The organism is Phycisphaerae bacterium (genome assembly GCA_017999985.1).
Taxonomy (GTDB): domain Bacteria; phylum Planctomycetota; class Phycisphaerae; order UBA1845; family Fen-1342; genus JAGNKU01.
Genome location: JAGNKU010000008.1, coordinates 18,294 through 42,647 on the forward strand (window position 1 = coordinate 18,294; position 24,354 = coordinate 42,647).

Annotated in this window: 16 protein-coding genes; 10 read left to right on the plus strand and 6 right to left on the minus strand. The window is 68.2% G+C overall.

The annotated features are described in order from the left end of the window. The first annotated feature begins 45 nt into the window (after positions 1 to 45). From KA383_11760 to acnA, 9 genes are all read left to right on the plus strand, one after another. Positions 46 to 1,461, plus strand: coding sequence for an amidohydrolase family protein (locus KA383_11760; GenBank protein ID MBP7746795.1), 1,416 nt, complete (start codon positions 46 to 48; stop codon positions 1,459 to 1,461). Next, entirely contained in the window at positions 1,458 to 4,361 is a 2,904-nt protein-coding gene (locus KA383_11765) for an amidohydrolase family protein (protein ID MBP7746796.1), read from the plus strand. The genes KA383_11760 and KA383_11765 overlap by 4 nt, the downstream gene beginning before the upstream one ends. Next, a complete protein-coding gene (locus KA383_11770) occupies positions 4,351 to 5,622 on the plus strand; it encodes an amidohydrolase family protein (GenBank protein ID MBP7746797.1) in 1,272 nt (423 codons plus the stop codon). The genes KA383_11765 and KA383_11770 overlap by 11 nt, the downstream gene beginning before the upstream one ends. Before the next feature lie 8 nt (positions 5,623 to 5,630). Further along, complete coding sequence (locus KA383_11775; GenBank protein ID MBP7746798.1) at positions 5,631 to 6,935, plus strand: amidohydrolase family protein; 1,305 nt, start codon at positions 5,631 to 5,633, stop codon at positions 6,933 to 6,935. Continuing rightward, positions 6,935 to 8,386, plus strand: a complete 1,452-nt coding sequence (locus KA383_11780; GenBank protein ID MBP7746799.1) for an amidohydrolase family protein — start codon at positions 6,935 to 6,937, stop codon at positions 8,384 to 8,386. The genes KA383_11775 and KA383_11780 overlap by 1 nt, the downstream gene beginning before the upstream one ends. A 628-nt stretch (positions 8,387 to 9,014) precedes the next feature. After that, on the plus strand, positions 9,015 to 11,255 hold the full coding sequence (locus KA383_11785) for a hypothetical protein (GenBank protein MBP7746800.1): 2,241 nt from the start codon (positions 9,015 to 9,017) through the stop codon (positions 11,253 to 11,255). Between the two features lie 155 nt (positions 11,256 to 11,410). Beyond that, the gene (locus tag KA383_11790; GenBank protein MBP7746801.1) at positions 11,411 to 11,839 is read left to right on the plus strand and encodes an acyl-CoA thioesterase; all 429 of its coding nucleotides are present in this window, start codon (positions 11,411 to 11,413) and stop codon (positions 11,837 to 11,839) included. Positions 11,840 to 11,937: 98 nt separating this feature from the next. Next, entirely contained in the window at positions 11,938 to 12,741 is an 804-nt protein-coding gene (locus KA383_11795) for a peptidylprolyl isomerase (protein ID MBP7746802.1), read from the plus strand. Between the two features lie 27 nt (positions 12,742 to 12,768). Next, positions 12,769 to 15,486: an aconitate hydratase AcnA gene (gene acnA / locus KA383_11800; protein ID MBP7746803.1), complete on the plus strand. Its 2,718-nt coding sequence runs from the start codon at positions 12,769 to 12,771 to the stop codon at positions 15,484 to 15,486. 4 nt (positions 15,487 to 15,490) lie between these two features. On the opposite strand, the gene KA383_11805 is transcribed toward acnA, so the two are convergent. The 5 genes from KA383_11805 to KA383_11825 form a co-directional block, all read right to left on the minus strand. Continuing rightward, a complete protein-coding gene (locus KA383_11805) occupies positions 15,491 to 16,696 on the minus strand; it encodes a DUF2330 domain-containing protein (protein ID MBP7746804.1) in 1,206 nt (401 codons plus the stop codon). Between the two features lie 86 nt (positions 16,697 to 16,782). Next, positions 16,783 to 17,139 (minus strand): integration host factor subunit beta, encoded by a 357-nt coding sequence (locus tag KA383_11810; GenBank protein ID MBP7746805.1) that lies wholly within the window; start codon positions 17,137 to 17,139, stop codon positions 16,783 to 16,785. 242 nt (positions 17,140 to 17,381) lie between these two features. Next, positions 17,382 to 19,934: an endopeptidase La gene (gene lon / locus KA383_11815; protein ID MBP7746806.1), complete on the minus strand. Its 2,553-nt coding sequence runs from the start codon at positions 19,932 to 19,934 to the stop codon at positions 17,382 to 17,384. Next, positions 19,901 to 20,326, minus strand: a complete 426-nt coding sequence (locus tag KA383_11820; GenBank protein ID MBP7746807.1) for an Hsp20/alpha crystallin family protein — start codon at positions 20,324 to 20,326, stop codon at positions 19,901 to 19,903. The genes lon and KA383_11820 overlap by 34 nt, the downstream gene beginning before the upstream one ends. A gap of 185 nt (positions 20,327 to 20,511) precedes the next feature. Then, positions 20,512 to 21,444: a homocysteine S-methyltransferase family protein gene (locus KA383_11825; GenBank protein MBP7746808.1), complete on the minus strand. Its 933-nt coding sequence runs from the start codon at positions 21,442 to 21,444 to the stop codon at positions 20,512 to 20,514. Positions 21,445 to 21,572: 128 nt separating this feature from the next. Here KA383_11825 and KA383_11830 point away from each other — a divergent pair, with 128 nt between their 5' ends. After that, positions 21,573 to 22,892 (plus strand): M20/M25/M40 family metallo-hydrolase, encoded by a 1,320-nt coding sequence (locus tag KA383_11830; protein MBP7746809.1) that lies wholly within the window; start codon positions 21,573 to 21,575, stop codon positions 22,890 to 22,892. A gap of 30 nt (positions 22,893 to 22,922) precedes the next feature. On the opposite strand, the gene rmuC is transcribed toward KA383_11830, so the two are convergent. Beyond that, complete coding sequence (rmuC, locus tag KA383_11835) at positions 22,923 to 24,347, minus strand: DNA recombination protein RmuC (protein MBP7746810.1); 1,425 nt, start codon at positions 24,345 to 24,347, stop codon at positions 22,923 to 22,925. Between the last annotated feature and the right edge of the window lie 7 nt (positions 24,348 to 24,354).

The window sequence follows — 24,354 nt, forward strand, 5'->3', positions numbered from 1 at the left end:
GCGGAACGCCGGCCTCCGGCCGTGCGGCGCCCGGGAGAGCGTGTGATGGGTCGCAAGCGATACTGGCGGATGGCGATGGCCACGGCGGCACGCGGGCGGTGGGGTGCGCTGCTGGTGAGCCTAGGCCTGGCAGTGGTCGCCGTCGCCCAGCCGCCGGCCGTGCCGCCGGAAAAAGTCGCGCTTACCGGCGGACGGATCATCCCCGTGGTGGGCAGTGAACTCGCCAAGGGTACGATCCTGATCGAGCAGGGCCGGATCGTGGCGGTCGGCGCTGACGTGGAGATTCCGTACGACGCGCGCGTAGTCAATGTGACCGGCAAGGTCGTGTTCCCGGGGATGATCGACGTGCACACGGCGCGCGGCCTGGACGTCGCCAACGAGCCGCGTCCGGTGACGCCGCAACTCGACGTGGGCGATGCTCTCGATCCGTCGCAACTCTTCTTCGAGGACTGCCTGCGCTTGGGCACGACGGCGGTGCACGTGATTCCGGGCAACAACACGGTCATCGGCGGGGTCGGCCGCGTGGTGCGTCCGATCGGCCTGACGATCGCCGAGATGACGATCGCCGCGGGCGAGTTCCTCAAGATTTCGCTGTCGCCGCGTAGTGGCTATGACCGCATGATGCAGCTCGCGACGCTGCGCGAGACGTTCCTGGAGCTGGACGACTATCTTGCCCGGCTGGCGGAGAAGCGCTACGAAGACAAGCTCAAGGAAGACGACAAGAAGCTCGACGTGGGGCCGGTCGAGGCCCGCAAGCGTGGCCGCGAGTTGATCCGCGCCGAGGACGTCGACGACCAGCATCGCAACATCCTGCGTCTGCTCGGCGGGCAGGTGCGTTTCGGCGGCGAAAGCGGGGCGACGTTGTACAAGCCGCTGGGGGCGTATGCGTACTGCGGCGAGGCGATGGACGTCGGCGCCGCCGTGCGCCTGGCGAAGGAAAACGGCTTCTTCGAGCGGCTGGTGCTCGTGCTGGGGGGCGAGTGCCACAAGGCCGTCGGCGAGCTGAAACGCGTCGCCCGCCCGGTCGTCCTGCCGCCGGAACTTACTTGGCGCGAAACGGATCCGCTGACCGGGGAAATTCGCGAGACTTTCGTGCCGAAGAAGCTCTTCGACGCCGGGCTGCTCTGGGCGCTTGTGCCGGGGCCGGATGACTCGTACGCCGAGCGCATGCTCACGTACCAGGCGGCGCAGTGTGTCCGCCACGGCATCCCGCGCGACGAGGCGCTGAAGGCGATCACGCTGAATCCCGCCCGCATGCTGCGGCTGGACAGCCGGCTGGGATCGATTGAGGTCGGCAAGGACGCCAACCTGGTGGTCTTCAGCGGCGATCCGCTGGACTTCGACAGCGTTGTCGAGCAGGTGTTCATCGAGGGCATTCGCGCCTATGACCGCGGGCAGGACGTCCGGCTGAAGAAGTTGCTCGCGCCAGGTACCGGCGATTCGCAGGAGAAGCCCGAGTGACGCGACCGGCGCACGTCTGGCGACGGTTGGCGGTCGGCGTGACCGCGACGGCCCTGCTGTGCCTGTGCGGCAGCGGCGATCAGCTCGTCGTGCGGCCGGCGACGCAGAGCGCGGCCGCCGCGCCGGCGGACAAAGCGTCGTTCGTCCTGCGGGCGAAGGCGGTCTACCCAGCGACGGTGGAGCAACCCGGGCCGTTGCCCGAGGGCATGGTGGTAGTGCGCAGCGGCCGCATCGTGGCGGTGGGCCGCCAGCTCGCCGTTTCGCCGGATCTGCCGCTCATCGAACTACGTGACGAGGTGGTCTGTCCGGGGTTCGTGTCGGCCGGCGGATCGCTGGTGCGCCCGCACGCCGGGCCGCAATCCGTCAGCGCCGCGTTTCACGCCGTGGACGCGTTCGACACGTACGACGATTACGTTGGGCCGCTGTCGCGCGGGACGACCACGGCGTACCTGAGTCCGGGCGAGCATCGCCTCGTCAGCGGCCTGGGCGCCGTCGTGAAGCTCGGCGGGGCTCCGGAAGAACGGACGGTCGTGCCGGCGGCTGATCTCGCCGTCACGTTCGGCGAGTTTGATCCGCCGCTGCTGTACAAGCCGCCGTTCTATGCCTCCTCCGACGTGCCGATTGAGCCGGCCCGCGGGCAGCGTCCCGATTCGCGCCTGGGGCAGTTCATTGAGCTGGAAGAGCGTATCGCTGCGGCGGAGCAAGGGGCCGGTGCGCGCGCGGGCGAGTTCGACATTCACGCGCATGAGTTCGCGGCGGCGTGGGCGGCGGCGCTGCCGCTGCGCATCCAGGTTCGCCGGGCCGTGGACATCGAGGGGGCGCTGCGGCTGGTCGAGCGGCTCGCGCGCGGTGGGCAACGTCGCTCCGCGTATCTCGTCGGTCTGACCGAGGGCGACCGGCTGCTCGACGTGCTGGGCGACGAATCCGTAGCGGCGGTGCTGCGCAGCCTGCCGCTGGTGGTGCGCGTCGAGCGTAGCTTCCGCGCGCCGGGGCCGAACATCGGCGATGATCCGGGGGCGCTGGAGCCGCGCCTGGCGACCGCGGAGCGCATCGCGGCGCGACTGCCCGGCGTGATTGCCCTCGCCGGTGCCGCGGGGGATGACGCGGAAGATCTGCGCATGGCGGCGGTGCTTGCCGTTCGCGGCGGGCTGTCGGCGGAGCAGGCGCTCGCCGGGATCACGCGTGTGCCGGCCGAGATTCTCCGTGTGGCCGATCGCGTGGGCAGTCTTACGCCGGGCACTGACGCCGACTTGCTGGTGCTCAGTGGTGCGCCGCTGGACATCAACAGCTTCGTACGTCGGGCCTACATCGGCGGGCGCGTCGTCTTTGAAGCGCCGCGCCCCGCGCGTCGCGAGCCGCCGGCGTCGCAACCGGCCGAGCCGCTCGTGTTGCGCGCGGGCACGATCTGGGTGGGCGATGGCACGATCATCCGCGACGGATCGCTGCTCATCGAGAACGGCCGCATCCAGGCCGTTGGGCAGCGTGTCGCGCATCCGCCGTTCGCGAGAATCATCGACGCCGGCGCGGACGGGTTCCTGGCGCCGGGCTTCATTGATGCGCTGGGGCATCTGGGATTGGAGGGCGACACCACGCCGGCGACGCCCGACGTGCCATTGCATCGCACCATCGCGACGGTCGGGCGGATGTTCGCGCGTGTGGCACGGGCGGGCGTGACGACGGTGGTGCAAGCGCCGTATCGCGCCGCGCAGAACGGGGCGCGGCTCGCTGCGCTCAAGACCTACGGCCGCGGGCGCGACGAGCTGGTGGCGCGCGAGCTCAGCGGCCTGCGCCTGTCGCTGCGCGGCCAGGATCCGCTGACCGGTGCAGAGGCGCTGCGCAAGGTCCTGCAAGCCGGCCGCAAGTACGACGAGGACTGGAAGAAATACGAAGCCGAGCTGGCCAAGTGGAAGGAGAGCGGCGGCAAGCCGGCCGAAAAGCCGAAAGAGGAGGCGCAGAAGGTCGAGCAGGGCAGGGCCGATCCAATCACCGGCCGCTGGGAGTACGCGCTGCATGGTGGCCCGCTGCCGGAAGCGGTGACCGGCACGGTCACGCTGAAGCTCACCGGCAACACGATTGACGGGCGTCTGTCCGACCCGACCAGCGGCGAAGAAGTCCGCGTGTCGGGCACGTTGAGCGGCACCGAGGTGAACCTCGACGTTGATATCGACACGCCCGCCGGGCGCCCAACCATTCGTGCCACGCTGGATCGCGAAGACCACATGGTCGGCCGCGTGACGGTTGCCGAGATCACGCTGGATTTCGAGGCCACCCGCACCGACAAGAGCGCTGTCGAGTTCAAGATCCAGCTCAGGAGCAAGCGCACCAAGGATGGCCGTCCGGCACCGCCGAAGGTCGATCCAAACCTCGAACCGTACCGCGCGCTGCTGGCCGGGCGCATCCCGGCAGTGGTGGATGTCGAGACGGCGCCGCAGATTCACGCCGCATTGCAGCTGTTCGTCGACGAATTCAAGGTGCCGCTCGTGCTGCTGGGTGCCGAGGGTGCCGCCGACGTCGTCGCTGAGCTTGTCGCCCGCAAGGCGGGGCTTGGCGTGATCGTGCCGCTGCAGGTGGTGCGCACGCGGGCAGGCCGGCCGTACAACCAGGCGGCGGACCTCGCGCGGCAGGGCATTCGCGTGGCGTTACAGAGCGACAGCGAGGACGGTGCCCGTGACCTGCCGCTCGTCGGCCTGTTCGCTGTCCGCGAGGGTCTCGGTGGCGACGCCGCCCTGCGGGCGCTGACGATCGATGCCGCGCAGATGTACAAGCTCGACGACCGCGTTGGCTCGCTGGAAGTGGGCAAAGACGCGGATGTGCTGATCTTCGACGGTCATCCGTTCGACGCCGGCAGCCGGTTGCAGCGGGTGATCGTGGGGGGACGTGAGGTGCCGGATGAACCGTAAGCCTGCCTGGACCTCCGGCGTGGTCCGCATGCTGCTGCTGACGTGGCTGGCGGCCGCGACTGGGCTGGCCGCTGAACAGACGGAGTTGACGTCCGCCGGTCTGGCGTTCCGTGTCGCGAAAGTCGTCGCGCTGGACGACACCGATCGGGTCATCAATGACGCGGTGGTGCTCGTGAAGGGCAATCAGATCGAGGCGCTGGGCCCGGCCGATGAGGTCGAGGTGCCGGCCGGCTATCGCGTGCTGGATTTCCCCGACTATTGGCTGCTGCCGGGCATCGTCGAGGCCCACGATCACAGCGCGGCCGGCAGTTGGGGCGACCTCAACGACATGGTCTATCAGACGAATCCCGGCCTCGACAGCCGCTCCGTCCCGCGGCCCGACAACCCCTGGATCAAACGCGCCCGCACCGGTGGCGTGACGACCGTGATGATGATCCCGGGCAGCGGCACGAACCTCTCCGGTTTCGGTACCATCGTGAACACCGGCGGCAAGACGCCGGACGAAATCTTCATGGTCTCGCCCGGATCGCTGAAGATCGCGCAGGCTGGCAATCCGGAATGGTACTTCGGCGGCAACGGCCGGATGTTCATGAACTGGAACCTGCGGCAGACGCTGGAGAAAGCCCGGGCGTATGCTGCGGCATGGGATGCGTACGAGCGCGGCGAGCGGAGCGTGGCGCCCGAACTGGACCCGATCTGGGACGGCTTCCGCGCCGTGTTTCGCCGCGAGATCTGCGTCGTCATGCACACGCAGATGTACCAGGTGCTGATGACCACGATGGACATGATCGCCGGGCATTTCGGGCTCTGGACGGTGCTGGATCACTGCACGTTCGATGCCTGGAAGCTGGGGCCGATCGTCCGCGAGACGGATGCGTGGACCATCAACGGCCCGCGCCAGTACTACTTCGACGCCACGGCCCGGCGCTGTATCGGCAACGCCAGCGGGTGGTGGAAGAACGGCGTGCGCCGGCTCGGCATTAATACCGACGCGCCGGTCGTGCCGCAGGAGGAACTGACGTACCAGGCGGCGATGGCCTGCTGGTACGGCTGGCTGCCCTACCCGGCCCTCCGCGGCATCACGAACATTACCGCGAAGTCCATCGGCGTATACGACCGCGTGGGTAGCGTGGAGACCGGCAAGCAGGCCGACCTCAGTCTCTGGACCGGCGACCCGCTCGACCCGCGCTCCGCGTGCCTGATGACCGTGATCGGCGGCCGGATCGTGTACGACGGCACCCAGGGACTGCGGCGGTTCTAGGAACGGCCATGACCAGTGTTCCACAGTCCTGCGGATTGAGTCTGAAGCGGCTGGCCCGCGGCGCGGGTGTTGCCGTGGTGTTCATGCTGCTTGCGGCGCCCGTACTCTGCGCTGATGAACCGGAGCGCCTGACTGTCATCCGCGCCGGCAAGATCATCACGGGCACCGGCGAGGAGATCCACGACGGCGTCATCGTGCTCAACGGCGCCAAGATCCAAAACGTCGGCAAGGGGCTCGAATATCCGCTGAATGCGAAAGTCATCGACGCCCGTAACCGCGTCGTCATGCCCGGGCTCATCAACCCCAGCTCGCGCTTCGGCCTGCCGGGCTATCACCGCGCGGAGGTCCATGGCAACTGGACCGTCGCCGACGAGTACTTCCCCGCGCCCGATGCCTACGACGAACTGCTGGACGCCGGGTACACGACGCTCGCGCTGGTGCCGGGGGGCGGCGGGATTCCCGGCCGGGCGATCGTCGTGCACACCGCGGGTGCGCAGGAGCAGCGTGTGCTGCAGGCGCCGGCGTATCTCCGCGTGACGCCGGACAAGCGCGTGCTTCGCGGGGCGCTCGAACGGGCGCAGCAGGAAATCGAGAAGGTCGAGAAGGCCAAGCAGGAGTTCGAGAAGAAGCAGGAGCAGGAGCGTAGGGCCGCACCGCCGGCCAGCCAACCCGCCTCGCAGCCCGGGTCGCAGCCGACCAGCGTGCCCGCGACGCAGCCCGCGTTCCAGCCGCCGCCGATCGATCCCGCGTTCCAGGTGCTCGTCGATCTGATCCAGAAGAAGCCGGATGTGTTCGCGCTGCTGGAGCTCGGCAGTGCCTCCGACTATGTACACTTCAGCGAAGTGCTCAAGAAGTTCGATGTCGCGCACCAGTTCCTGGCGCGCAACGGCCAGCAGTCGGACTTCACGTTTATTGCCGAACAAATCGGCGCGAAGAAGCCGCGGGTGGTCCTCCAGCCGGTGATCAACCGGGCGCCGAACTCGGCCGAGCGTATCCACGTCGTCCGGCAGTTCGCGCAGGCCGGCTGCGAAGTGTCGTTGATGCCGCTGGCGGATGATGCCGAGGAGCACCGGCAGATGCTTGGCCGCATCGCGCTGCTGGTGCGCGAGGGCTGGACGCGGGCCGAGGCGCTCAAGGCGGTCACGCTCCACCCGGCGCGACTCCTCGGGCTCGACAGCCGGTTTGGGAGCATCGAGAAGGACAAGGACGCCGACCTGATCTTCCTCGACGCCGACCCGCTCGATCCGCTGGCCCGCGTGCGTGAGGTGATGATCGCCGGCGAGATCGTCCGCCGCGTGGAGGTGCCGCAGTGATGCTCCGCCCGGCCACAAGCTGGCGTTGGTGCGCCGCCCTGCTGTGCTTGGCGCTCGCGCTGCCCGTAGTCGCGCAGTCGCCGGCGGAGTCGCAGCCCAGCGACACGCAGCCTGCATCGCAGCCAGCCAGGCAACCCGTATCGCAACCGGCGACCCAGCCCGTATCGCAGCCGGCTTCCGCGGCGACCAGCAGCCTCCCTACGACCACGACCGCTACTACGTCCACGACGACCGTGGCGACGACACAGGCCGCGCCGGAGAAAGAGCGGTTTCTCGCGGTCATCAACGGCCGCGTCCACACCGTGACCGGCCCGGTGCTCGAACGCGCCACCGTGCTTTCGCGCAACGGCATCATCACCGCCATCGGCGAGCACGTCGTGCTGCCGCCGGAGTGCGTGGTGGTCGATGCCACGGGGCTGGAGGTGTATCCGGGCCTGGTCGCGGCGGTCGCCGGTGGGCTTCACGGGGGCAATCAGCCGCGCGACACGACGAACGTGTACGCGCTGAACATGGCGATCGCGCTGGCCGGCGGCATCACCACGGCGCTGGCCGGCAATGACGTGGCGAAGTTGACCTACGGCACGACGCAGGACCTGATCCTGAAGGCCAATGCGTACTTGAACATCAACTACGCGACCCGCAGCCCGCTGGAGCGTGCGCAACTGCGGGCCGACCTGGAGCGCGTCCGCACGTACCTGCGTGACGTGCAGCGCTTCGAGCGCGAGAAGGCGGTGAACAAGGACGCGAAGCCGCCGGACAAGGAGTGGCTCAAAGAGAAGTACGAGAACTACCGCAAGCTGCTGGCGCGTGAAGTAATCTCGGTTGCGACGGCCAACAGCACGCACGAGCTGGCCGACCTCGCGGACCTCGCGCAGACCTACGGCTTCGACCTGGTCGTGCGCGGGGCGGTCGAGGGCTGGACCGTGGCACCCGCTCTGGGCCGCGCCGGCGTGCGGGCGGTGATTACGCCGCGCGACGAGCGCGCCCCCGATGACCGGTTCAACCGCCCGAACGGTTCGTCGATCGAGAACGCGCGCATTTTGCACACGCACGGCGTGACGGTGGCGGTCGTGCCGCCGACGGCGGCGATCACGTTGTGGGGGCTCGCCGGCCGCGACCTGCTGCATCTGAACATGGAGGCGGCGTTCGCGGTGCGCGGTGGTTTGAGCAATGACGCGGCGGTGCGGACGATCACGATCGACGCGGCGCGGGTGCTGGGCGTGGACGACCGGATCGGCTCGCTCGAAGTGGGCAAGGACGCGGACCTCGTGGTCTGCGACGGCGACCTGCTGCACTACATGACGCAGGTGCGCTACACGATCGTCAATGGCCGCGTGGCGTACGACAAGGCGAAGGAAACGCTGTTCGCCCACATTCGCCCGCAAGGCAAGCCCGAGGTCCCGCAATTCGACGATTACTGGCCGCGCCGGCTGCAGTGGGTGGGGGAGTGAGGCCGGCGGGGACTGTAGTTCGCTACGTGTCCACATGACACCGCGATTCTGAAGCTATCCGCCCAAGGTGGGCCAACGATTCTTCTTTGCGCGGCCTAATTGGCACCCTTCGTTATTGGGACGTTGAAGCGGTCAGCGTTCAGCACTCGGCATTCAGCCAGATTCGCATCCGCACCTCCTGTAAGAGGATAACCGCGGAGGACGCGGAGGACGCGGAGAGGACCAGGAGTGCTGGAAATTGGTGGGGCGCAGGCGGGTCTTGTTGAATGCGGGGATATGGGCGCAGATCGGCACAGATGCCCACGGAGAGCAAGTCGGGGACCTGCCCTACACGCTGCACGTCCGGGTTCAGGACGAGCTTGGTCTTCCCCACGCAGGGAGTCTACTGCGCGCCGGGGACGCTTGGGCGTTGATAACATTCGGCAGCGGGCGTGGACCGGGGGTCTGGTTGCGCTCGCACGAGACTGCAGGGCGAGTGTGAACGCCAACCGGAGTCTGGAACCGGAGATAGCACGGTTGTGGTTCAGAACTGAAACGCGGAGGACATCACATGAATTGTCCATCACGAGCGACGCGGATCGTTCTGTCGGTTGCGGCGGCCATCGTGGGGTTGGTCGGATTGAGTTCTGTGAACCGTGCCGCGGGGCAGTCGTGCGATTGGCGGGATGGTACAGGTGTGGCGGGTACGGACGGCGTGGTCAACGCCGCCACGACATGGGACCCGGACGATACCGGGCCACTGCCGGAGCTGCTCGTGATCGGTGGGGCGTTCACGGTCGCCGGTGCGACGCCGGCGAGTAGAATCGCCGCCTGGGACGGCAACGCGTGGCAGGCCCTCGGCAGCGGGATGGACGGCACGGTACTGGCGTTGACGGTCCACGATGGCGCGTTGGTCGCCGGGGGTAGTTTCACAACGGCCGGCGGGGTCACCTGCAACTTCATCGCGCGCTGGGACGGAGTAACCTGGGAGCCCTTGGGCAGCGGGATGGGGGCAGCCGTACGTGCGCTGGCGGTCCGTGACGGCGATTTGATCGCCGGTGGAGAGTTCCTGACCACCGGAGGTGCATCGTGCGCGCGTGTGGCCCGCTGGGACGGGACCGACTGGCAGGCGTTGAGCAGTGGGACGAACAACTGGGTCAACGCGTTGACGGTCTACGACGGCGATCTGATCGCGGGGGGCGAATTTACGCTGGCGGGTGACGTGGAATGCAACCGGGTGGCGCGCTGGGACGGGACGGGCTGGGCGTCGCTGGGCGCCGGAGTGGGCGGCAGCGCCGCCGCCAAGGTGTACGCCCTGGCGGTTCACGGCAGCGAGTTGATCGCAGGAGGGTGGTTCCCCACTGCAGGCGGATTAACCTGCAACGGCATCGGCCGCTGGGACGGTGTGGCTTGGCAGCCATTGGGCGGAGGAATGGCGGCGGTAGGGATTTCCGGAACCGTGCGGGCGATAGCCGTCTACGACGGCGCTCTGATCGCGGGCGGCTGGTTTGTCACCGCGGACAACGTACCGTGCAACAACATCGGTCGCTGGAATGGCGTGACCTGGGAGGCGCTGGCCGAGGGTACGGATGGCACGGTGACTGCGCTGACGGCGTACGCTGGTGAACTGGTTGGCGGAGGGCTATTCGGCCGCGCGAGCGGTGTCGGGTGCAATTGCGTGGCGCGCTGGGATGGCGGGGGCTGGCATCCGCTGAGTACGGGATTCGACGGCAGCATCCGCGCCGTCTGGGCTTCGGGTGGCGTGCTGTTCGCCGGCGGCGATTTCCTCGGCGCGCCAGATGGGGTCATCTGCAACGGCGTTGGTCAGTGGGATGGTAGCACATGGCAGGCACTGGACAGCGGGACTGACGGTCCGGTGCGCGCCATCACGGAGTACGACGGCGACATTGTGATCGGTGGTCAGTTCATCACGGCGGGCGGTGTAACCTGCAACAGCATCAGTCATTGGAACGGTGCGGCGTGGGAGCCACTGGGCGGTGGCATGACCGACCCGGAATTTGCGGCGAGCGTGAACGCCATGACCGTGTATGAGGGTGAATTGATCGCGGCGGGGTTGTTCGCGGCGGCGGACGGCGTGCCGTGCGACCACATTGCGCGCTGGAACGGTACAACCTGGCAGCCGCTCGGCGAAGGCATCGGCGGCCCCGTGTACGCCTTGGCGGTCTACCACGATGAACTGGTCGCGGGCGGCTACTTCAGTTCTGCGGGCGGCGTCGCGGTGTTCAGTATCGCGCGCTGGAATGGCGCGATGTGGCAGTGGCCGGAGTCTGGCGTGGTCGGTTCGATCTACGCGTTCACCGTCTACAACGACGAGTTGATCGTGGGCGGCGATATCGACTTCGCAGGCGGACAGTATTGCGGTCACATCGCCCGCTGGGACGGCGCAGAGATGCTGCCGCTGTCGACGATCGGCATGTCTCACCCGGTGCAGGCACTTACCGTCTACAATGGCGAACTGATCGCTGGCGGCCTGTTCGGCCGCTCCGGGGGCACGCTCTGCTCCCGGATCGCGCGTTGGGATGGCGCAACGTGGGGGCCGCTGGGCGGCGGGCTGGGCGGCGCGGTGTATGCGCTCGGCGCATACGGCGGCGACCTGGTCGCGGGCGGCGCGTTTGCGACGGCCGGTGAGCATGTCTCATCCCGTTGGGCCCGGTGGCGCTGTGAGTCGGTCGTCGGCGACTTGGACTGCGACGGCGCCGTCGATTTCGGCGACATCAACCCGTTCGTGCTGTACATGTCGAACTTCGCGGTATGGCAAACCACGTACCATGGTTGCCCGCCGGAGAACGGGGATATAAACCTAGATGGCACGTATCCGTCGTTTGGCGACATCAATCTGTTCGTCGAGTTGTTAAGCACAGGCGGATAGCGTCGGCGATACGGGGACGCGGACCGCAGGGGGCCGACGCTGCGACGCGGCGAGCAGTGCCGGGGCCACGGCTTGGCTGCGCCGGACCGCGCCAGACGAACGTCGGGGGCGGCCGGACCGCTGACGAGGGGGCGGTCGGCGGGTAACATTTCTGCATGTCAACGCCCGTGCCAAGCTGCGATGTCGAGATCCGCGTCCGCTACGCCGAGACCGACGCGATGGGCTATCTCCACCACGCCCAGTACTTCGTCTACTTCGAGCTGGGCCGCACGGAGCTGTTGCGCCGCAACGGCGTGCGCTACCGGGACATGGAGGACCGGGGCATCTTCTACGTCGTGGCCCGGCTCGAATGCCGCTACCGGGCACCCGCCCGCTACGACGACCTGCTGACGCTCACGACGACCACCGAGCGGCTTACGCCGGTGCTGGTCGAGCACAGCTATCGCCTGCTGTGCGGGGATCGGCTGCTGACGGAGGGTCGATCGACGTTGGTCTCGGTGGGGCGGGATGGGCGGCCGCTGGCCTTGCCGGACGATCTGTACGACCGCTTGCGCGGGGTGGCGAGCGCCCCCGCCGTGGACTAAGCTGTACGCGGGCCCGGACGGGGGCGCCACCCGTCCGCCACGAAAGAACTCCCTGAGGGCAGTGCATGTATCGCAGACTTCCGCGCTATGGGTCCTTTATGTTGGCGGCCGGTCTGGCCGTCTCCGCCGTTGCGCAGGTTCCGCCGGCACACAGCCGTCCGGCGACGCGTCCGAACATGCACGCCGCGCCGGTGGCGACGGCGCCGGTGGGGCCGCCGCCGCGGGTGGTGCTGGAAATCGCGCAGGGCGAGGAGGACTGGGGGCGGATCGTGCTGGAACTGAACCCGGAGAAGACGCCGATCACGGTGGAGAACTTCCTGCGGTACGTGGACTCCGGGTATTACGACGGCACGATTTTTCACCGTGTGCTGCCGAACTTCATGATCCAGGGGGGCGGGTATATGGCGCTGAACGAGCTGAAGAAGACGGGGCTCACGCGGCCGATCGCGAACGAAGCCCGCAAGGGCCTGAAGAACGTCCGCGGGACGATCGCGATGGCGCGGACGCGCAACCCGTCGTCGGCGACGTCGCAGTTCTTCATCAACGTCATCGACAACCCGCAGCTCGATTTTCCGAGTCGTGACGGCTGGGGCTATTGTGCGTTCGGCACGGTCGTCGAAGGGATGGACGTGGTCGATCGCATCCGGCACGTGCCCACGCAGCGTGATCCGGCCGGCCCGGACCAGGCCCCGTCGCAGCCCGTCGATCCGCCGCGCATCAAGCGGGCATCGCGAGAGGGCGGCGCGCCGGCGACGCAGACCGCGGACAGTCAGCCCGCCCCGGTCTTGCCGTCCGAGACGATGCCCGAACCGCCGCCGGCCGATGAGCCGCGCCCGACTGAACCGCCGGAGCCCACGCCCGTGCCGGAATCGCCGCCGGCGGAGCCGGCGCAACCGAACTAGAATCGGTTGCCGAGGGAGATCAGACCGATGACCAAGCGGCCCGCGAAAGCCTTTGACGCCCGCGCCACCCTTGCGACCCAGGGCGGTGACGTGGAAATCCACCGTCTGGACGTGCTCGAGCAGGCCGGTCTGGTGCGCTTGAGCACGCTGCCGTACTCGATTCGCATCCTGCTCGAGAACGTGCTGCGCAACGTGGACGGGTTCGCGGTGCTGGACGAGCACGTCCGCGCGCTGGCCGGCTGGTCGCCGGCGCACCAAGCCGCCGGTGAGGTGCCGTTCAAGCCCGCGCGGGTGATTCTGCAGGATTTCACGGGCGTGCCGGCGCTGGTGGATCTGGCGGCGATGCGCGCGGCGATGGAGCGGCTGGGCGGCGATCCGCGGCGGATCAACCCGCAGATTCCGGCCGACCTGGTGATCGATCACTCGGTGCAGGTGGACCACTTCGGGCGGGCGGACGCCCTGGCGTTGAACGCCAAGTTGGAGTTTCATCGCAACCGCGAGCGGTACGAGTTTCTGCGCTGGGGCCAGAATGCACTGGACAGCGTGCGCGTCGTGCCGCCGGCGACGGGGATCGTCCACCAGGTCAACCTGGAGTACCTCGCGAAGGTGGTACTGCGGCGCAAGGCCGGGGCGCGCATGCTGGCGCTGCCGGACACGCTGGTGGGCACGGACAGCCACACGACGATGATCAATGGGCTGGGCGTGCTGGGCTGGGGCGTCGGGGGGATCGAGGCCGAGGCCGCGATGCTCGGGCAGCCGCTATACATGCTTATACCGAAGGTCGTCGGCGTCCGGCTGGGCGGACGGCTGCGCGAAGGCGCGACCGCGACGGACCTGGTGCTGCGCGTGACGGAGATCCTGCGCACGCTGGGCGTGGTGGACAAGTTCGTCGAGTTCTATGGCGAGGGGCTGTCGAGCATGGCGCTGCCCGACCGGGCGACGCTGGCGAACATGGCGCCGGAGTACGGCGCGACCGTCGGGTTCTTCCCGGTGGACGAGCGCACGCTGGAGTACCTGCGTCTGACCGGACGGACGGCGGAGGAGGTGGATCTCGTCGAGCGGTACTGCAAGGAGCAGGGGCTATTCCGCACGGATCAGAGCCCCGATCCGCAGTACACGCAGACGGTCGCGCTGGACCTTGGGACGGTGGAGCCCAGCCTCGCCGGCCCGAAGCGGCCGCAGGATCGCGTGGCGCTGTCGCAAATGAAGGCGGCCTTCGCGCAGGCGCTGCGGGCCCCGCTGAAGGACCGCGGCTTCGCGCTGACCGAGGCGGAGGTGGGCCGAACGATCGAGGCGAAGCTGGACACCGCCCCCGCGACGCTGCGCCACGGGGCTGTTGTCATCGCCGCGATCACGAGCTGCACGAACACGAGCAATCCATCGGTGATGGTCGCCGCCGGCCTGATTGCGCAGAAGGCGGCCGCGCGCGGACTGAAGGTGCCGCCGTGGGTGAAGACGTCGCTGGCACCGGGGTCGCGCGTGGTGACGGAGTATCTGAACCGCGCGGGGCTGACGCCGGCGCTTGACCAGCTCGGTTTCCAGACCGTCGGGTACGGCTGCACGACCTGCATCGGCAACAGCGGGCCGCTGCCGGAGCCGGTGCGGGCGGCGATCGCCGAGGGCGCGCTGGTGGTCGCGTCCGTGCTGAGCGGCAATCGCAATTTCGAGGGTCGGATCAGCCCGCAGGTGCGCGCGAACTACCTGGCGTCGCCGCCGCTCGTGGTCGCGTATGCGCTGGCGGGCACGGTGGATATCGACCTGCTGAATGAGCCGCTCGGTCGGGATGCGGCCGGGCAGCCCGTGTTCTTGCGCGACATCTGGCCGACGCCGGCGGAGATCGAAGGCGTCATTGGCCAGGTGGTGAGTCCGGAGGTCTTCGTCCAGCAGTACGCGGACGTGTTCACCGGTCCGCCGGAGTGGCAGCGCCTGGGCGGCGGTCATGATCCGGTGTACGCGTGGGACGAGAGCAGCACGTACATCCAGGAGCCGCCGTTCTTCCAGGCGTTGACCCCTGAGGCCGAGCCGATCGCGCCCTTGCGCGGGGCGCGGTGCCTGCTGATGGTGGGCGACAGCGTGACCACGGATCACATCAGCCCGGCGGGGAGCATCGATCCGACGTCGCCGGCGGGGCGCTATTTGCAGGAGGAGGGGGTCGAGCCGGCGGAGTTCAACAGTTACGGCTCGCGGCGTGGCAATGACCGGGTGATGACGCGCGGGACGTTTGCGAACCCGCGGATTCGCAACCTGCTGGCTCCGGGGACCGAGGGCGGTCTGACGGTGCACCTGCCGACCGGGAACCAGATGAGCATCTACGACGCCGCCATGAAGTACAAGGCGGCCGACACACCGCTGATCATCATGGCGGGCAAGGACTACGGAATGGGCAGCTCGCGCGACTGGGCGGCGAAGGGGACGGCGCTGCTGGGTGTGCGGGCGGTGCTGGCGGTGAGCTTCGAGCGCATCCACCGCAGCAACCTGGTCGGGATGGGCGTGCTGCCGCTGCAGTTCAAGGACGGCCAGACGTACGAGTCGCTGGGGCTGACCGGGCGTGGCTTCTATGACATTCCCGATTTAAACAACAAGCTACAGCCGAAACAGGAATTGACGGTCATCGGCAACAACCCGGAGCTCGACCTGCACGTCGAGTTCAAGGTGCTCTGCCGGATCGACACGCCGATCGAGGTGGAGTATTTCCGGCACGGCGGCGTGCTGCCGTTCGTGTTGCGGGGGTTGCTGAAGAAGTGAGCCGCTACGCGGCGACGGATTGCGGGTGCCGAGTGCGCCGGGCGCTGCGCCGGTGTTTCATGGTCGTGTGGAAGCCCACGTACACCAGCAGCAGGGCCGCGGGCGTGCCCAGCGCGGCGACCACGCCGGCCACTTCCGTTCCCTCGATCCAGTACACCGAATAGACCGTTTCGTCCGTCGGGGCATCCTGGAACTCGAAGTCCTGGGTCATCCGCTGGGGCGTCAGCACGGTGCGCAGGCGTGTGAGATATTCCAATTCGAGCACGGCGGGCGGTGCTGTCACCCAGGCGGTTTCGCCGTACCAGTGCTGTGCGTACTCGGTGACGAGTGCGAGCCCGCCCTCCGCCGCGATGGCATCGGTGAACAACTGCTCGTAGTTGGTCAGGCTCGGGCTGTCGTCATCCGCCGCCAGAGCCTCCTCGTCGATGACCGCGTTCGGCACATTCGCCGCTTCAATACGGTGGTCCGCGAGGAGATAGATGAGCACCTCGGTCTCCTCGGCGGCGGAAATCTGCGAGATTACCATGGGATAGAAGCGTCGGCTGGTCGCGCACGTGAACTGAATCGGCGGAATCGCGATTTCACCGTCCTCGTCCGCCGCGAGCTCGTCAAACGCGGCCACGCGGATCGCGAGGAAGTGCAGTTCCTGGTCGATGTAGGTTTGCAGGACATCGACCGCCGTGTCCGGCACCGCGAAGCTGTTGGCGTTCAGCCAGTCGAGCAGCGCGTCGGCGCCGGTGCTGGTGAGCGCCGCCCAGTCGAAGATCCCGGCTTGGCCCTGGGCCGCTACGACCACGAGCCCGCCGGCCAGGTTCCCGTCTCCCGGGGCATTGGCGGCACACCCGCACATCGCCGGCTGGCTGGTCCCTGTGTCGATGAAGAAGTGTGGCGCGGTCAGGTCGTCGAGCCGCTCGAACAGTGTGCCGTTCTGATGTGCGACCACGTCCGTCGGCGTGGCGGGCACGGGCACGAGCCAGACGAACGACTGCGGAGGCGTGCCGGTATAGCGGCTGCGCAGCACATACAGCGCCTTGTCGACCGCGGCATCCCCCGCGCCGTCCCGGTAGAACGCGATCACGACCTCCTGGCGCGTCTGGGCCAGCGCGGTCGCGTCACCCTCGAGGAAGATGTACCCGCCATCCGCCGCCGCCGGCACCGCGGCCGCAGCACAAATGCCCACCACCCCGCACAGAGTGATTGCGGTTCGCATGGATGTGTCTCCCGGCCGTGCTCGGTCTCTCCGCAGGGAATCCTACAGGAAGCCCAACTGTCCGAGTGCACCGGGGGTGGGGGGGGCTACACCGCGTCGCTGGCCGCGCGGGGCTCGGGGTTGACGACGCGCGGCCGGCGCGTCGGGCGCGCCTCCTCGCCGTCGAACAACCGCTGCTTCATCAGGCGACCGATCTTGAACTTGACCGTGCGCTTCTCCGGGACGAAGACCTTCTCCATGGTCTTCGGGTTCTGTGCCACGCGGGCCGCGCGGGAGCGGATCTCGAAGACGCCGAAGTCGCGAAACTCCAGGCGGTTGCCGCTGCCCAGCTCGGCGACGATCTCGTCCAGGAAGTTCTGCACGATCTTCTTGACGACGACGCGCTTCGTGCCGCTTTTCTCCGCAATCCGATCGACGAGGTCTTTCTTGGTGATCGTATTCATCGCGTTCCCCAGCACGCCACCGTCACCGGTGGCCGCCGTTCTCCCTGACACATCACATCGTGAGCGTCACGCCGCCAATGATCAAGCCGACGCGGGACTTGACCGGTGACATATTACGCGAACCGGCGGCGGCGTTCAAGCGGAATCCTTGACTGGACAACAGGTTAAGAATCGCGTTTCCCGGGTGGAAAACGCGGGGACGGCAATACAGGACATTGCATCCCTTTTTATCATTTACTGATCTACGCGCCGGCGGCGGCCCGTGCCGGGCCCTTGCGCACCGGCGGGCGGACGGCTTTGCGCGCCGCCCTGCGCGGCTTCCGGCCCTTGGTGGGGTGGCTGCCGCGGCTGGTCCCCTTGGCCGGTCCCAGGGCCGCCGCGAGGACCTCTTCCACCCGAGTTGCCAGCACGAACTTCAGCTCTTCGCGCACGTCCCCCGGCACGTCGTGCAGGTCATGCTTGTTGCGGGCTGGCAGTACGACCGTCTTGACGCCCGCGCGGTGGGCGGCGAGCACCTTTTCCTTGACGCCGCCGATCGGCAGAACCTGCCCGCGGAGCGTGATCTCGCCGGTCATCGCAACCTTAGGATCGGCCGGGCGTCCAGAGAGGAGTGAAACCAGAGCGGTCAGCATGGCCACGCCAGCGGACGGACCGTCCTTCGGCACGCCGCCCGCCGGGACGTGAATGTGGATGTCGGTCTGCTGGAGGTGCTCGTGGTTGATGTGCCAGTCGGCGGCACGGGCCCGCACGAGCGACAGGGCGGCGACGCCCGATTCGCGCATCACGTCGCCGATCTGCCCGGTGAGCGTAAACCCGCCCTTGCCAGGCATTTGCGCGGCTTCGACAAAGATGATCTCGCCGCCGACCGGCGTATAGGCGAGGCCGGTCACGACGCCCGGCACGCCGCGGTGCAGGGCCACGTCGCGATCGAAGCGCGGCGGGCCGAGGTAGGTTTCCAGGTCCTTGATGGAGATCGAGCTCCGCACGTCCTCTTCGCGCGCGACCTTCGCCGCCACGCCGCGGAGCACCGTACCAATGGCCCGCTCGAGGTTGCGCACGCCGGACTCGCGTGTGTAGGCTTCGATCAGCCGCCGCAGCGCCGGCTCGGAGATGGTGATCTCGCGGCCGGTGAGGCCGTTCTCGTCGGACTGGCGTCGGACAAGGTAGCGGCGGGCGATCTCGAGCTTCTCGGAGGTCGTGTAGCCGGGCAGCTCGATGACCTCCATGCGGTCGCGCAGCGGCGGGGCCACCGGGTCCATCTGGTTGGCGGTGGCGATGAACAGCACCTTGGAGAGGTCGAACGGGACGCCGAGGTAGTGGTCGGTGAAGCTGTGGTTCTGCTGCGGGTCCAGCACTTCGAGCAGGGCGGACGCCGGATCGCCGCGGAAATCGGCGCCCAGCTTGTCGAGCTCGTCGAGCATGAAGACGGGATTGCGTGAGCCGGCCTTGCGGATTTCCTGGATGATGCGGCCGGGGATGGAGCCGATGTAGGTGCGGCGGTGGCCGCGGATGTCAGCTTCGTCGCGCACACCGCCCAGAGAAATCCGGATGAAGTGGCGTTCCAGCGCGCGGGCGATGCTCTGGCCGAGCGAGGTCTTGCCGACGCCGGGGGGACCGACGAAGCACAAGATGGGACCTTTGCCGTCGGGCTTGAGCTTGCGGACGGCGAGGTATTCCAGGATGCGGCGTTTGACCTTTTGGAGCCCGTAGTGGTCGGCCTCGAGGACAGCCTCGGCGCGGCGCAGGTCGAGGTTGTCCTGCGTCTCCGTCTTCCAGGGCATCTGGCAAAGCCAGTCGAGGTAGTCGCGGATGACGCCGTTCTCGGGCGAGCCCTGGGAGATGCGCTCCAGGCGGCCGAGTTCGCGCTCGGCTTCCTTGAGGACGGCTTCGGGCATGTCGGCCGCGGCGATCTTCTTGCGCAGCTCGTCGAGCTCCGCCGTGCGGCCGTCGGTCTCGCCGAGTTCTTTCTGGATCGCCTTGAGCTGCTGCTGGAGGTAGTACTCGCGCTGCGACTCGTCGATCTGCTGGCGGACGTCGGACTGGATCTTCTGGGAGAGTTGCAGCACTTCGAGCTGGTTATTCAGCGTCGCGTTGACCTTGCGGAGACGGTCGGCGATGTCGAACGTCTCGAGCAGCTCCTGCTTCTGCGCGATGCCCAGCGAGAGGTTGGCCGCGAGGTAGTCCGCCAGCGGCCCGGGCTTGTCGATGTTGTCGAGCACGAGCCGGGCCTCGTCGGGCACGTTCGGGCTAAGCTCGATGACCTGCTGGGCGGTCTGGCGGGCGGTGTAGGCCAGCGCTTCGAGCTCCAGGCCCGGCGGCACATCTTCGTCTTCGTGGGGGTTGATGATGGCTCGCCAGTACGGCTCGCTGGCCGACCAGGATTCGATTCCGATCCGAACCAGCCCGTGCACAAGCAGGCTGTTGGTGCCGTCCGGCATGCGGAGGAGCTTGAGGACCGTGCACGCCGTGCCGATGCGGTAGATGTCGTCGAGGCCGGGGTCCTCCGTGTCCGCGCGGCGCTGTGTACAGGTGACCAGGAGCTTGTCGCCAGCCAGGACCGCGTCGATCAGCCGCTTGGATTTCTCGCGGCCGACGGTGAGCGGCACGACGGTGCCGGGGAACACGACCATGTCCCGGATCGGCAGGACGGGCAGCTCGCGCGGCAGGCGCGGGGTGCCCTCGTCACCGCCCCCGCCGCGCGCCCGGCGCGGCGTCTCGGGCGTGTCCGGGGCCTCCGCACCGGAATCCGGCGCGGGGGTCGTCAGGTCGTCGCGGTCTTCCGGAGTGTGATCCATAGGTAGCCCTGATCGTACGATACCTCGAGGGTATTGGCCTCGAACGGCTGGCCGAAGTCGATCTCGCGGTGGAAGGGACCCTCGTCGATTTCCATCAGCTCGACGCTGAACGGGTCCACCAGGTCCGGCAGGCGCGGCCGCATGCGCTCACCCGCGACACTGATGTGCCGTGCGTCCGGACACTCTACCGTGACGCTGCTGCTTTCGAGCCCGGCCAGCTCGACACAGACATAGTAGGTCGAGCGCGTCTCGTAGATATTGACCGTGGGCAGCCACGTGCCGGTCGCGCGGTAGTCGCAGAAGCTGCGATTCCGCATCTCGTCCATGATGTCCTGGATGCGGCGCGACCAGTCGCGCATGTCCTCGTCTTGCCCGAATTTTTTTGCGCCCATAGAAGGCCGCCGTCGTGAGTTAACGAATCCGTCCCGCGCCGCTGCGCGGGACTGTCACGAACCGCTCCGCCCATTGTAGCCCAGCGCGGGGCGGTCCGCGACGCCCACAACCAACCGCCCGCGCCAAGGCCCGCGGGCCGTGCACGCGGGACCGGGAACGACCGCCGTACCCCCCCCGCAAGCGATCAGCGCAGAGCCGCGGCCAGGGCCCACAGGTGGCGGTCGTCCGTCCCGCAGCACCCACCCACGACGCGGGTGCCGAACCGGAGGCGCACGGCCAGCATGTCCGCTGCGAAGCGCTCCGGCGCGGCGGAGTCCAGATGCGGCCGGTTGTCCAGTGCTTCGGGGCTGAGGGTGGACGTATTGGCCTGGAGCCCGACGACACGCCGGGCGGCCTCGGGGTTAGCACGCGTCGCGACGTCCAGCGCTGCGGCGAAGACCGTTGGATGCACGCAGTTCACAAAGTACGCGCTCGGCGGCGGCGAGACGGCGCGGTCGATGTGTGCGATGGCGTCCGCGATTGGCGTGCCGTCCAGCCACGTACCGGTCGAACGTACGACGCAACTCAGGACGTACGGCAGGCCGGTGGCCGCCAGGGCCTGCGCCAGGCCAAGAGCCTCGCACACGGCCGGCAGTGTCGCCGCCAGCAGGAAATCCACGCCAGCGGCGCACAGGGCCTGCACCTGCGGTGTGTGAAAGTCGCGTGCGGCGGCCAGGTCCAGCGCTTCCGCCGGGTTGTATGCATCGCCGCGACAGCCGAGCAGGCCGCCGACGTGCACCGCCCCGGCATACGGCCCGCACTCCGCCTGCAGCGCGCGCAGCAGCCGGACGGCGTCGCCGTTCACGTCGCGGTCGGCCAGCCCGGCCGCACGCTGCCGTTCGCGGTTGGCGCGCCAGGTCGGCGCGCAGACGAGCATGGGCAGGTCCGTCGCCCGACCGATTTCCAGGTACTGACGATACACGTTGGTCAGCGCCCGCCGCCCGGCCGGGTCATAGAGCAGACCCGCGTTAAGCACGTGCGGATCGAGCTTTATGGCGGAGTCGCGCCGCAGACGTTCGATGATCGCGCCCTCGGTGAGCATGGCCGGCGCGTGCTGGAGGGCCTGGGTGAAGGTCATGCGCGGGAGTATAGCGGGCAGCGCGGCGGGGCGGGTATAAACTCTGTTTCAGCCCGTTGCGTGCAACCCACGGGCCAGCGGAGAAAGCAATTATGTCACAGCGGTGCGCCGCCCTCAGCATACGCCTCATGAGTATCGGCTTGGTCGTCGGCGGTTGTCACCAGCCCGCCAGCGATCTCGTGGATCGGCAGCTCATCGGCGAAGTCATGATGCATTCCGAGCTATCGGCGAACCTGCGGGCGCTGGCCATGCCCGGTGGTCGGCTGACGGGCACGCCGGGCGCGGAGCAGGCGCAGCAATTCGTCGCGGACAAGTTGCGCGCGTACGGCCTGCGGAACGTGCACCTGGAACCGTTCAAGATGCAGTGCTGGACGGTGACGCGGACGCAGGTGACGGTACTCGGCGATTCGCCGCGCGTGCTGGAAGGCGCCGTGGCGCTCAGCAAGACGATCTCGACGCCGCCGGAGGGTGTCACGGCGGAGCTGATTGACCTGGGCGAGGCCAAGGAGGCGGACATCGCGGCGCGTGGGGCGGAGCTGGCCGGCAAGTTCGTGCTGGTACGGGAGGGCCGGGGGACGCGCATCGGCCGACTGCGTCGGGCGGTGGAGCACGGCGCGGCTGGCCTGGTCGTGATGAGCCAGCCCGAGCGCGCGCCGGTGATCGGCAATGGTCATACGGAGCCGCGCCCCGAGCCCGCGGTCGTGATCCGCCACGATCAGGAGGTGCTCGACCGGCTGGCGCGCGGCGAAACCGTGCAGGTCAATATCCAGCTCGACACGGAGAACTGGGACTGTCAGCCGAGCAACGTGGTAGGTGAGATCCCCGGTCGGGGGCCGTTGGCACGTGAGATCGTGATCCTCAGCGCCCACCTGGACAGTTGGCATCTGGGCGAAGGCGCGCTCGACAACGGAACGGGCGCGACGGCGATTCTCGAAGCGGCCCGCGTGCTGGCCAACGCCGGCTGGCAGCCGCGCCGCACGGTGCGCTTCGTCTGGTTCATGGCCGAGGAACTCGGGCTGGATGGCAGCGAAGCGTATGCACAGGCGCATGCCGACGAGCTGGATCACGTGGTCGCGGTGGTAAACGTGGACATGCCCGGCGCGCCGCGCGTCTTCGGCGTGTTCGGGCACCCGGAGATTGAGCCGTTTCTGCAGGCGTTGCGGCACGATCTGGCCGGCTACGAGCTTGAGCCGAAAATCGCGGCGTGGTCCTGGGAAGGCAGCGATCATACGCCGTTCACGCAGCGCGGCGTATGTGCATTGTCGCTGGGCGGCGATCTGGGCCCGGGAGTGAAGAACTACCATACGCCGGGCGATGTGTACGACGTCGTGGACCGGCGTGGGACGATCCAGTCGGCGGCGGTGCTGGCGGTGGTCGTGCGTCGCCTGGCGGACGTCCCGGAGCGGCCGACGACGCGCCGGGCGCCGGCCTCAGAGCCGAGTGAATGAGAATGGTCGTCGGGCAATTCCCGCCGGCGTTTACGGGGCGTCCGTTTTCGGACCGTCGGTGAGCTGCAAGGTGCGCGCGGTGGTGTCGATGGTCGGCAGCAAGTCGATCTCCGCTTCGCTCGTCGCGCCCAGCTCGCGAAATCGTCGGGCGGCGACCAGCACGCGTGATTCGAACGAGCCGACCGCATTGTTGTAGGCCTCGACCGCGCGTGTGAGATCCTTGCCGACCTTGCCGAAATGGTCGGCGAGCGTGCTCAGGCGCTCGTAGAGCTGCTTGCCGAGCGCGCTGATTTCCCGGGCGTTTTCCGCGATCTGCTCCTGTCGCCAGCCGTAGGCGACCGCGCGCAGCAGTGCAATCAGCGTCGTGGGTGTTGCCAGGATCACCCGCTGTTCCACACCAGCCTCGATCAGGCTGGGGTCCTGCTCCAGCGCCGCGCTGAAGAACGTCTCGCCGGGCAGGAACAGGACGACGAACTCGGGCGCCGGCTGGAACTGGCCCCAGTACGCCTTGGCGCTGAGCTGATTGAGATGTTTCCGCACCTGCTCGGCGTGGGCCTTCAGATGCGCCCGCCGCTCCCCCTCATCCTCCGTTTCCAGCGCTTCGAGATAGGCCTGTAGCGGAGCCTTCGAGTCGACGACCACGTTCTTCCCGCTCGGCAGCCGCACGATCAGGTCCGGCCGCAGCCGGCCCGTGCCGCTCTCCACCGTCTCCTGCTGCACGAAGTCGCAGTATTCCACCATGCCGGCCATTTCGACCACCCGGCGAAGCTGGATTTCGCCCCAGCGCCCGCGCACGGTCGGCGACCGCAGGGCCTTCACCAGGTTGCCGGTCTGCGTCTGCAACTGGAGTTGCGACGTCGCGAGCGCTTTGATCTGCTCGGTCAGGCCGGCGTACGCGCCGGTGCGGGCCTTCTCGAGCTCCTGGATGCGGGTGTCCACTTTTTCCAGCGACTCTTTGAGCGGCTTGACCAGCTCGCCGATCGCCTTCTGCCGGCCTTCGAGGTCGCCTTTCGCGCCCTCCTGGAACTTCTCCAGCGTGGTCTTCGCGAGCTCGAGAAACGACTGGTTGTTGCTCTTGAGGGCATCCGCGGATAGTGCTTTGAAGGCGTCGGACAGCTTCTGCTGCGCCTCGTTCAACAGCGCGAGCTGGGCCGTCGCCGCCTTGCGCTCCTCTTCCAGCCGCGTCTTCAGCTCGGCGAGCTGTGTGCGCAAGCCGGCCGCCTCCGTCTGTAGCTGCGTCGCCTGCGCCGCGGCGGCGTCCTGCGCGCGCCGGGATTCCTGCAACTGCTCGTCGCGGGCCTGCACGCGCTCGACCAGCGCGGCCCGCTCGACCTGCGCCTCGGCCAGCGCCCGCTGTTGCGCGTCGCGTGCCGCGCGGCGCAGCAGCAGCCAGGCCAGCGCGACGCCGCACGCCAGCCCGCACACCACGGACAAGATCACCGTCAGCGCATCCATCACAGCT

Excerpts from the sequence above, each read along its gene's own strand:
- KA383_11795 (MBP7746802.1), top strand. The coding sequence starts at position 11,938 with ATGTTGGCGGCCGGTCTGGCCGTCTCCGCCGTTGCGCAGGTTCCGCCG.
- KA383_11825 (MBP7746808.1), bottom strand. The coding sequence starts at position 21,444 with ATGACCTTCACCCAGGCCCTCCAGCACGCGCCGGCCATGCTCACCGAG.
- KA383_11770 (MBP7746797.1), top strand. The coding sequence starts at position 4,351 with ATGAACCGTAAGCCTGCCTGGACCTCCGGCGTGGTCCGCATGCTGCTG.
- rmuC (MBP7746810.1), bottom strand. The coding sequence starts at position 24,347 with ATGGATGCGCTGACGGTGATCTTGTCCGTGGTGTGCGGGCTGGCGTGC.
- KA383_11760 (MBP7746795.1), top strand. The coding sequence starts at position 46 with ATGGGTCGCAAGCGATACTGGCGGATGGCGATGGCCACGGCGGCACGC.
- KA383_11820 (MBP7746807.1), bottom strand. The coding sequence starts at position 20,326 with ATGGGCGCAAAAAAATTCGGGCAAGACGAGGACATGCGCGACTGGTCG.
- acnA (MBP7746803.1), top strand. The coding sequence starts at position 12,769 with ATGACCAAGCGGCCCGCGAAAGCCTTTGACGCCCGCGCCACCCTTGCG.
- KA383_11775 (MBP7746798.1), top strand. The coding sequence starts at position 5,631 with ATGACCAGTGTTCCACAGTCCTGCGGATTGAGTCTGAAGCGGCTGGCC.
- KA383_11810 (MBP7746805.1), bottom strand. The coding sequence starts at position 17,139 with ATGAATACGATCACCAAGAAAGACCTCGTCGATCGGATTGCGGAGAAA.
- KA383_11805 (MBP7746804.1), bottom strand. The coding sequence starts at position 16,696 with ATGCGAACCGCAATCACTCTGTGCGGGGTGGTGGGCATTTGTGCTGCG.
- KA383_11790 (MBP7746801.1), top strand. The coding sequence starts at position 11,411 with ATGTCAACGCCCGTGCCAAGCTGCGATGTCGAGATCCGCGTCCGCTAC.
- KA383_11830 (MBP7746809.1), top strand. The coding sequence starts at position 21,573 with ATGAGTATCGGCTTGGTCGTCGGCGGTTGTCACCAGCCCGCCAGCGAT.
- KA383_11780 (MBP7746799.1), top strand. The coding sequence starts at position 6,935 with ATGCTCCGCCCGGCCACAAGCTGGCGTTGGTGCGCCGCCCTGCTGTGC.
- lon (MBP7746806.1), bottom strand. The coding sequence starts at position 19,934 with ATGGATCACACTCCGGAAGACCGCGACGACCTGACGACCCCCGCGCCG.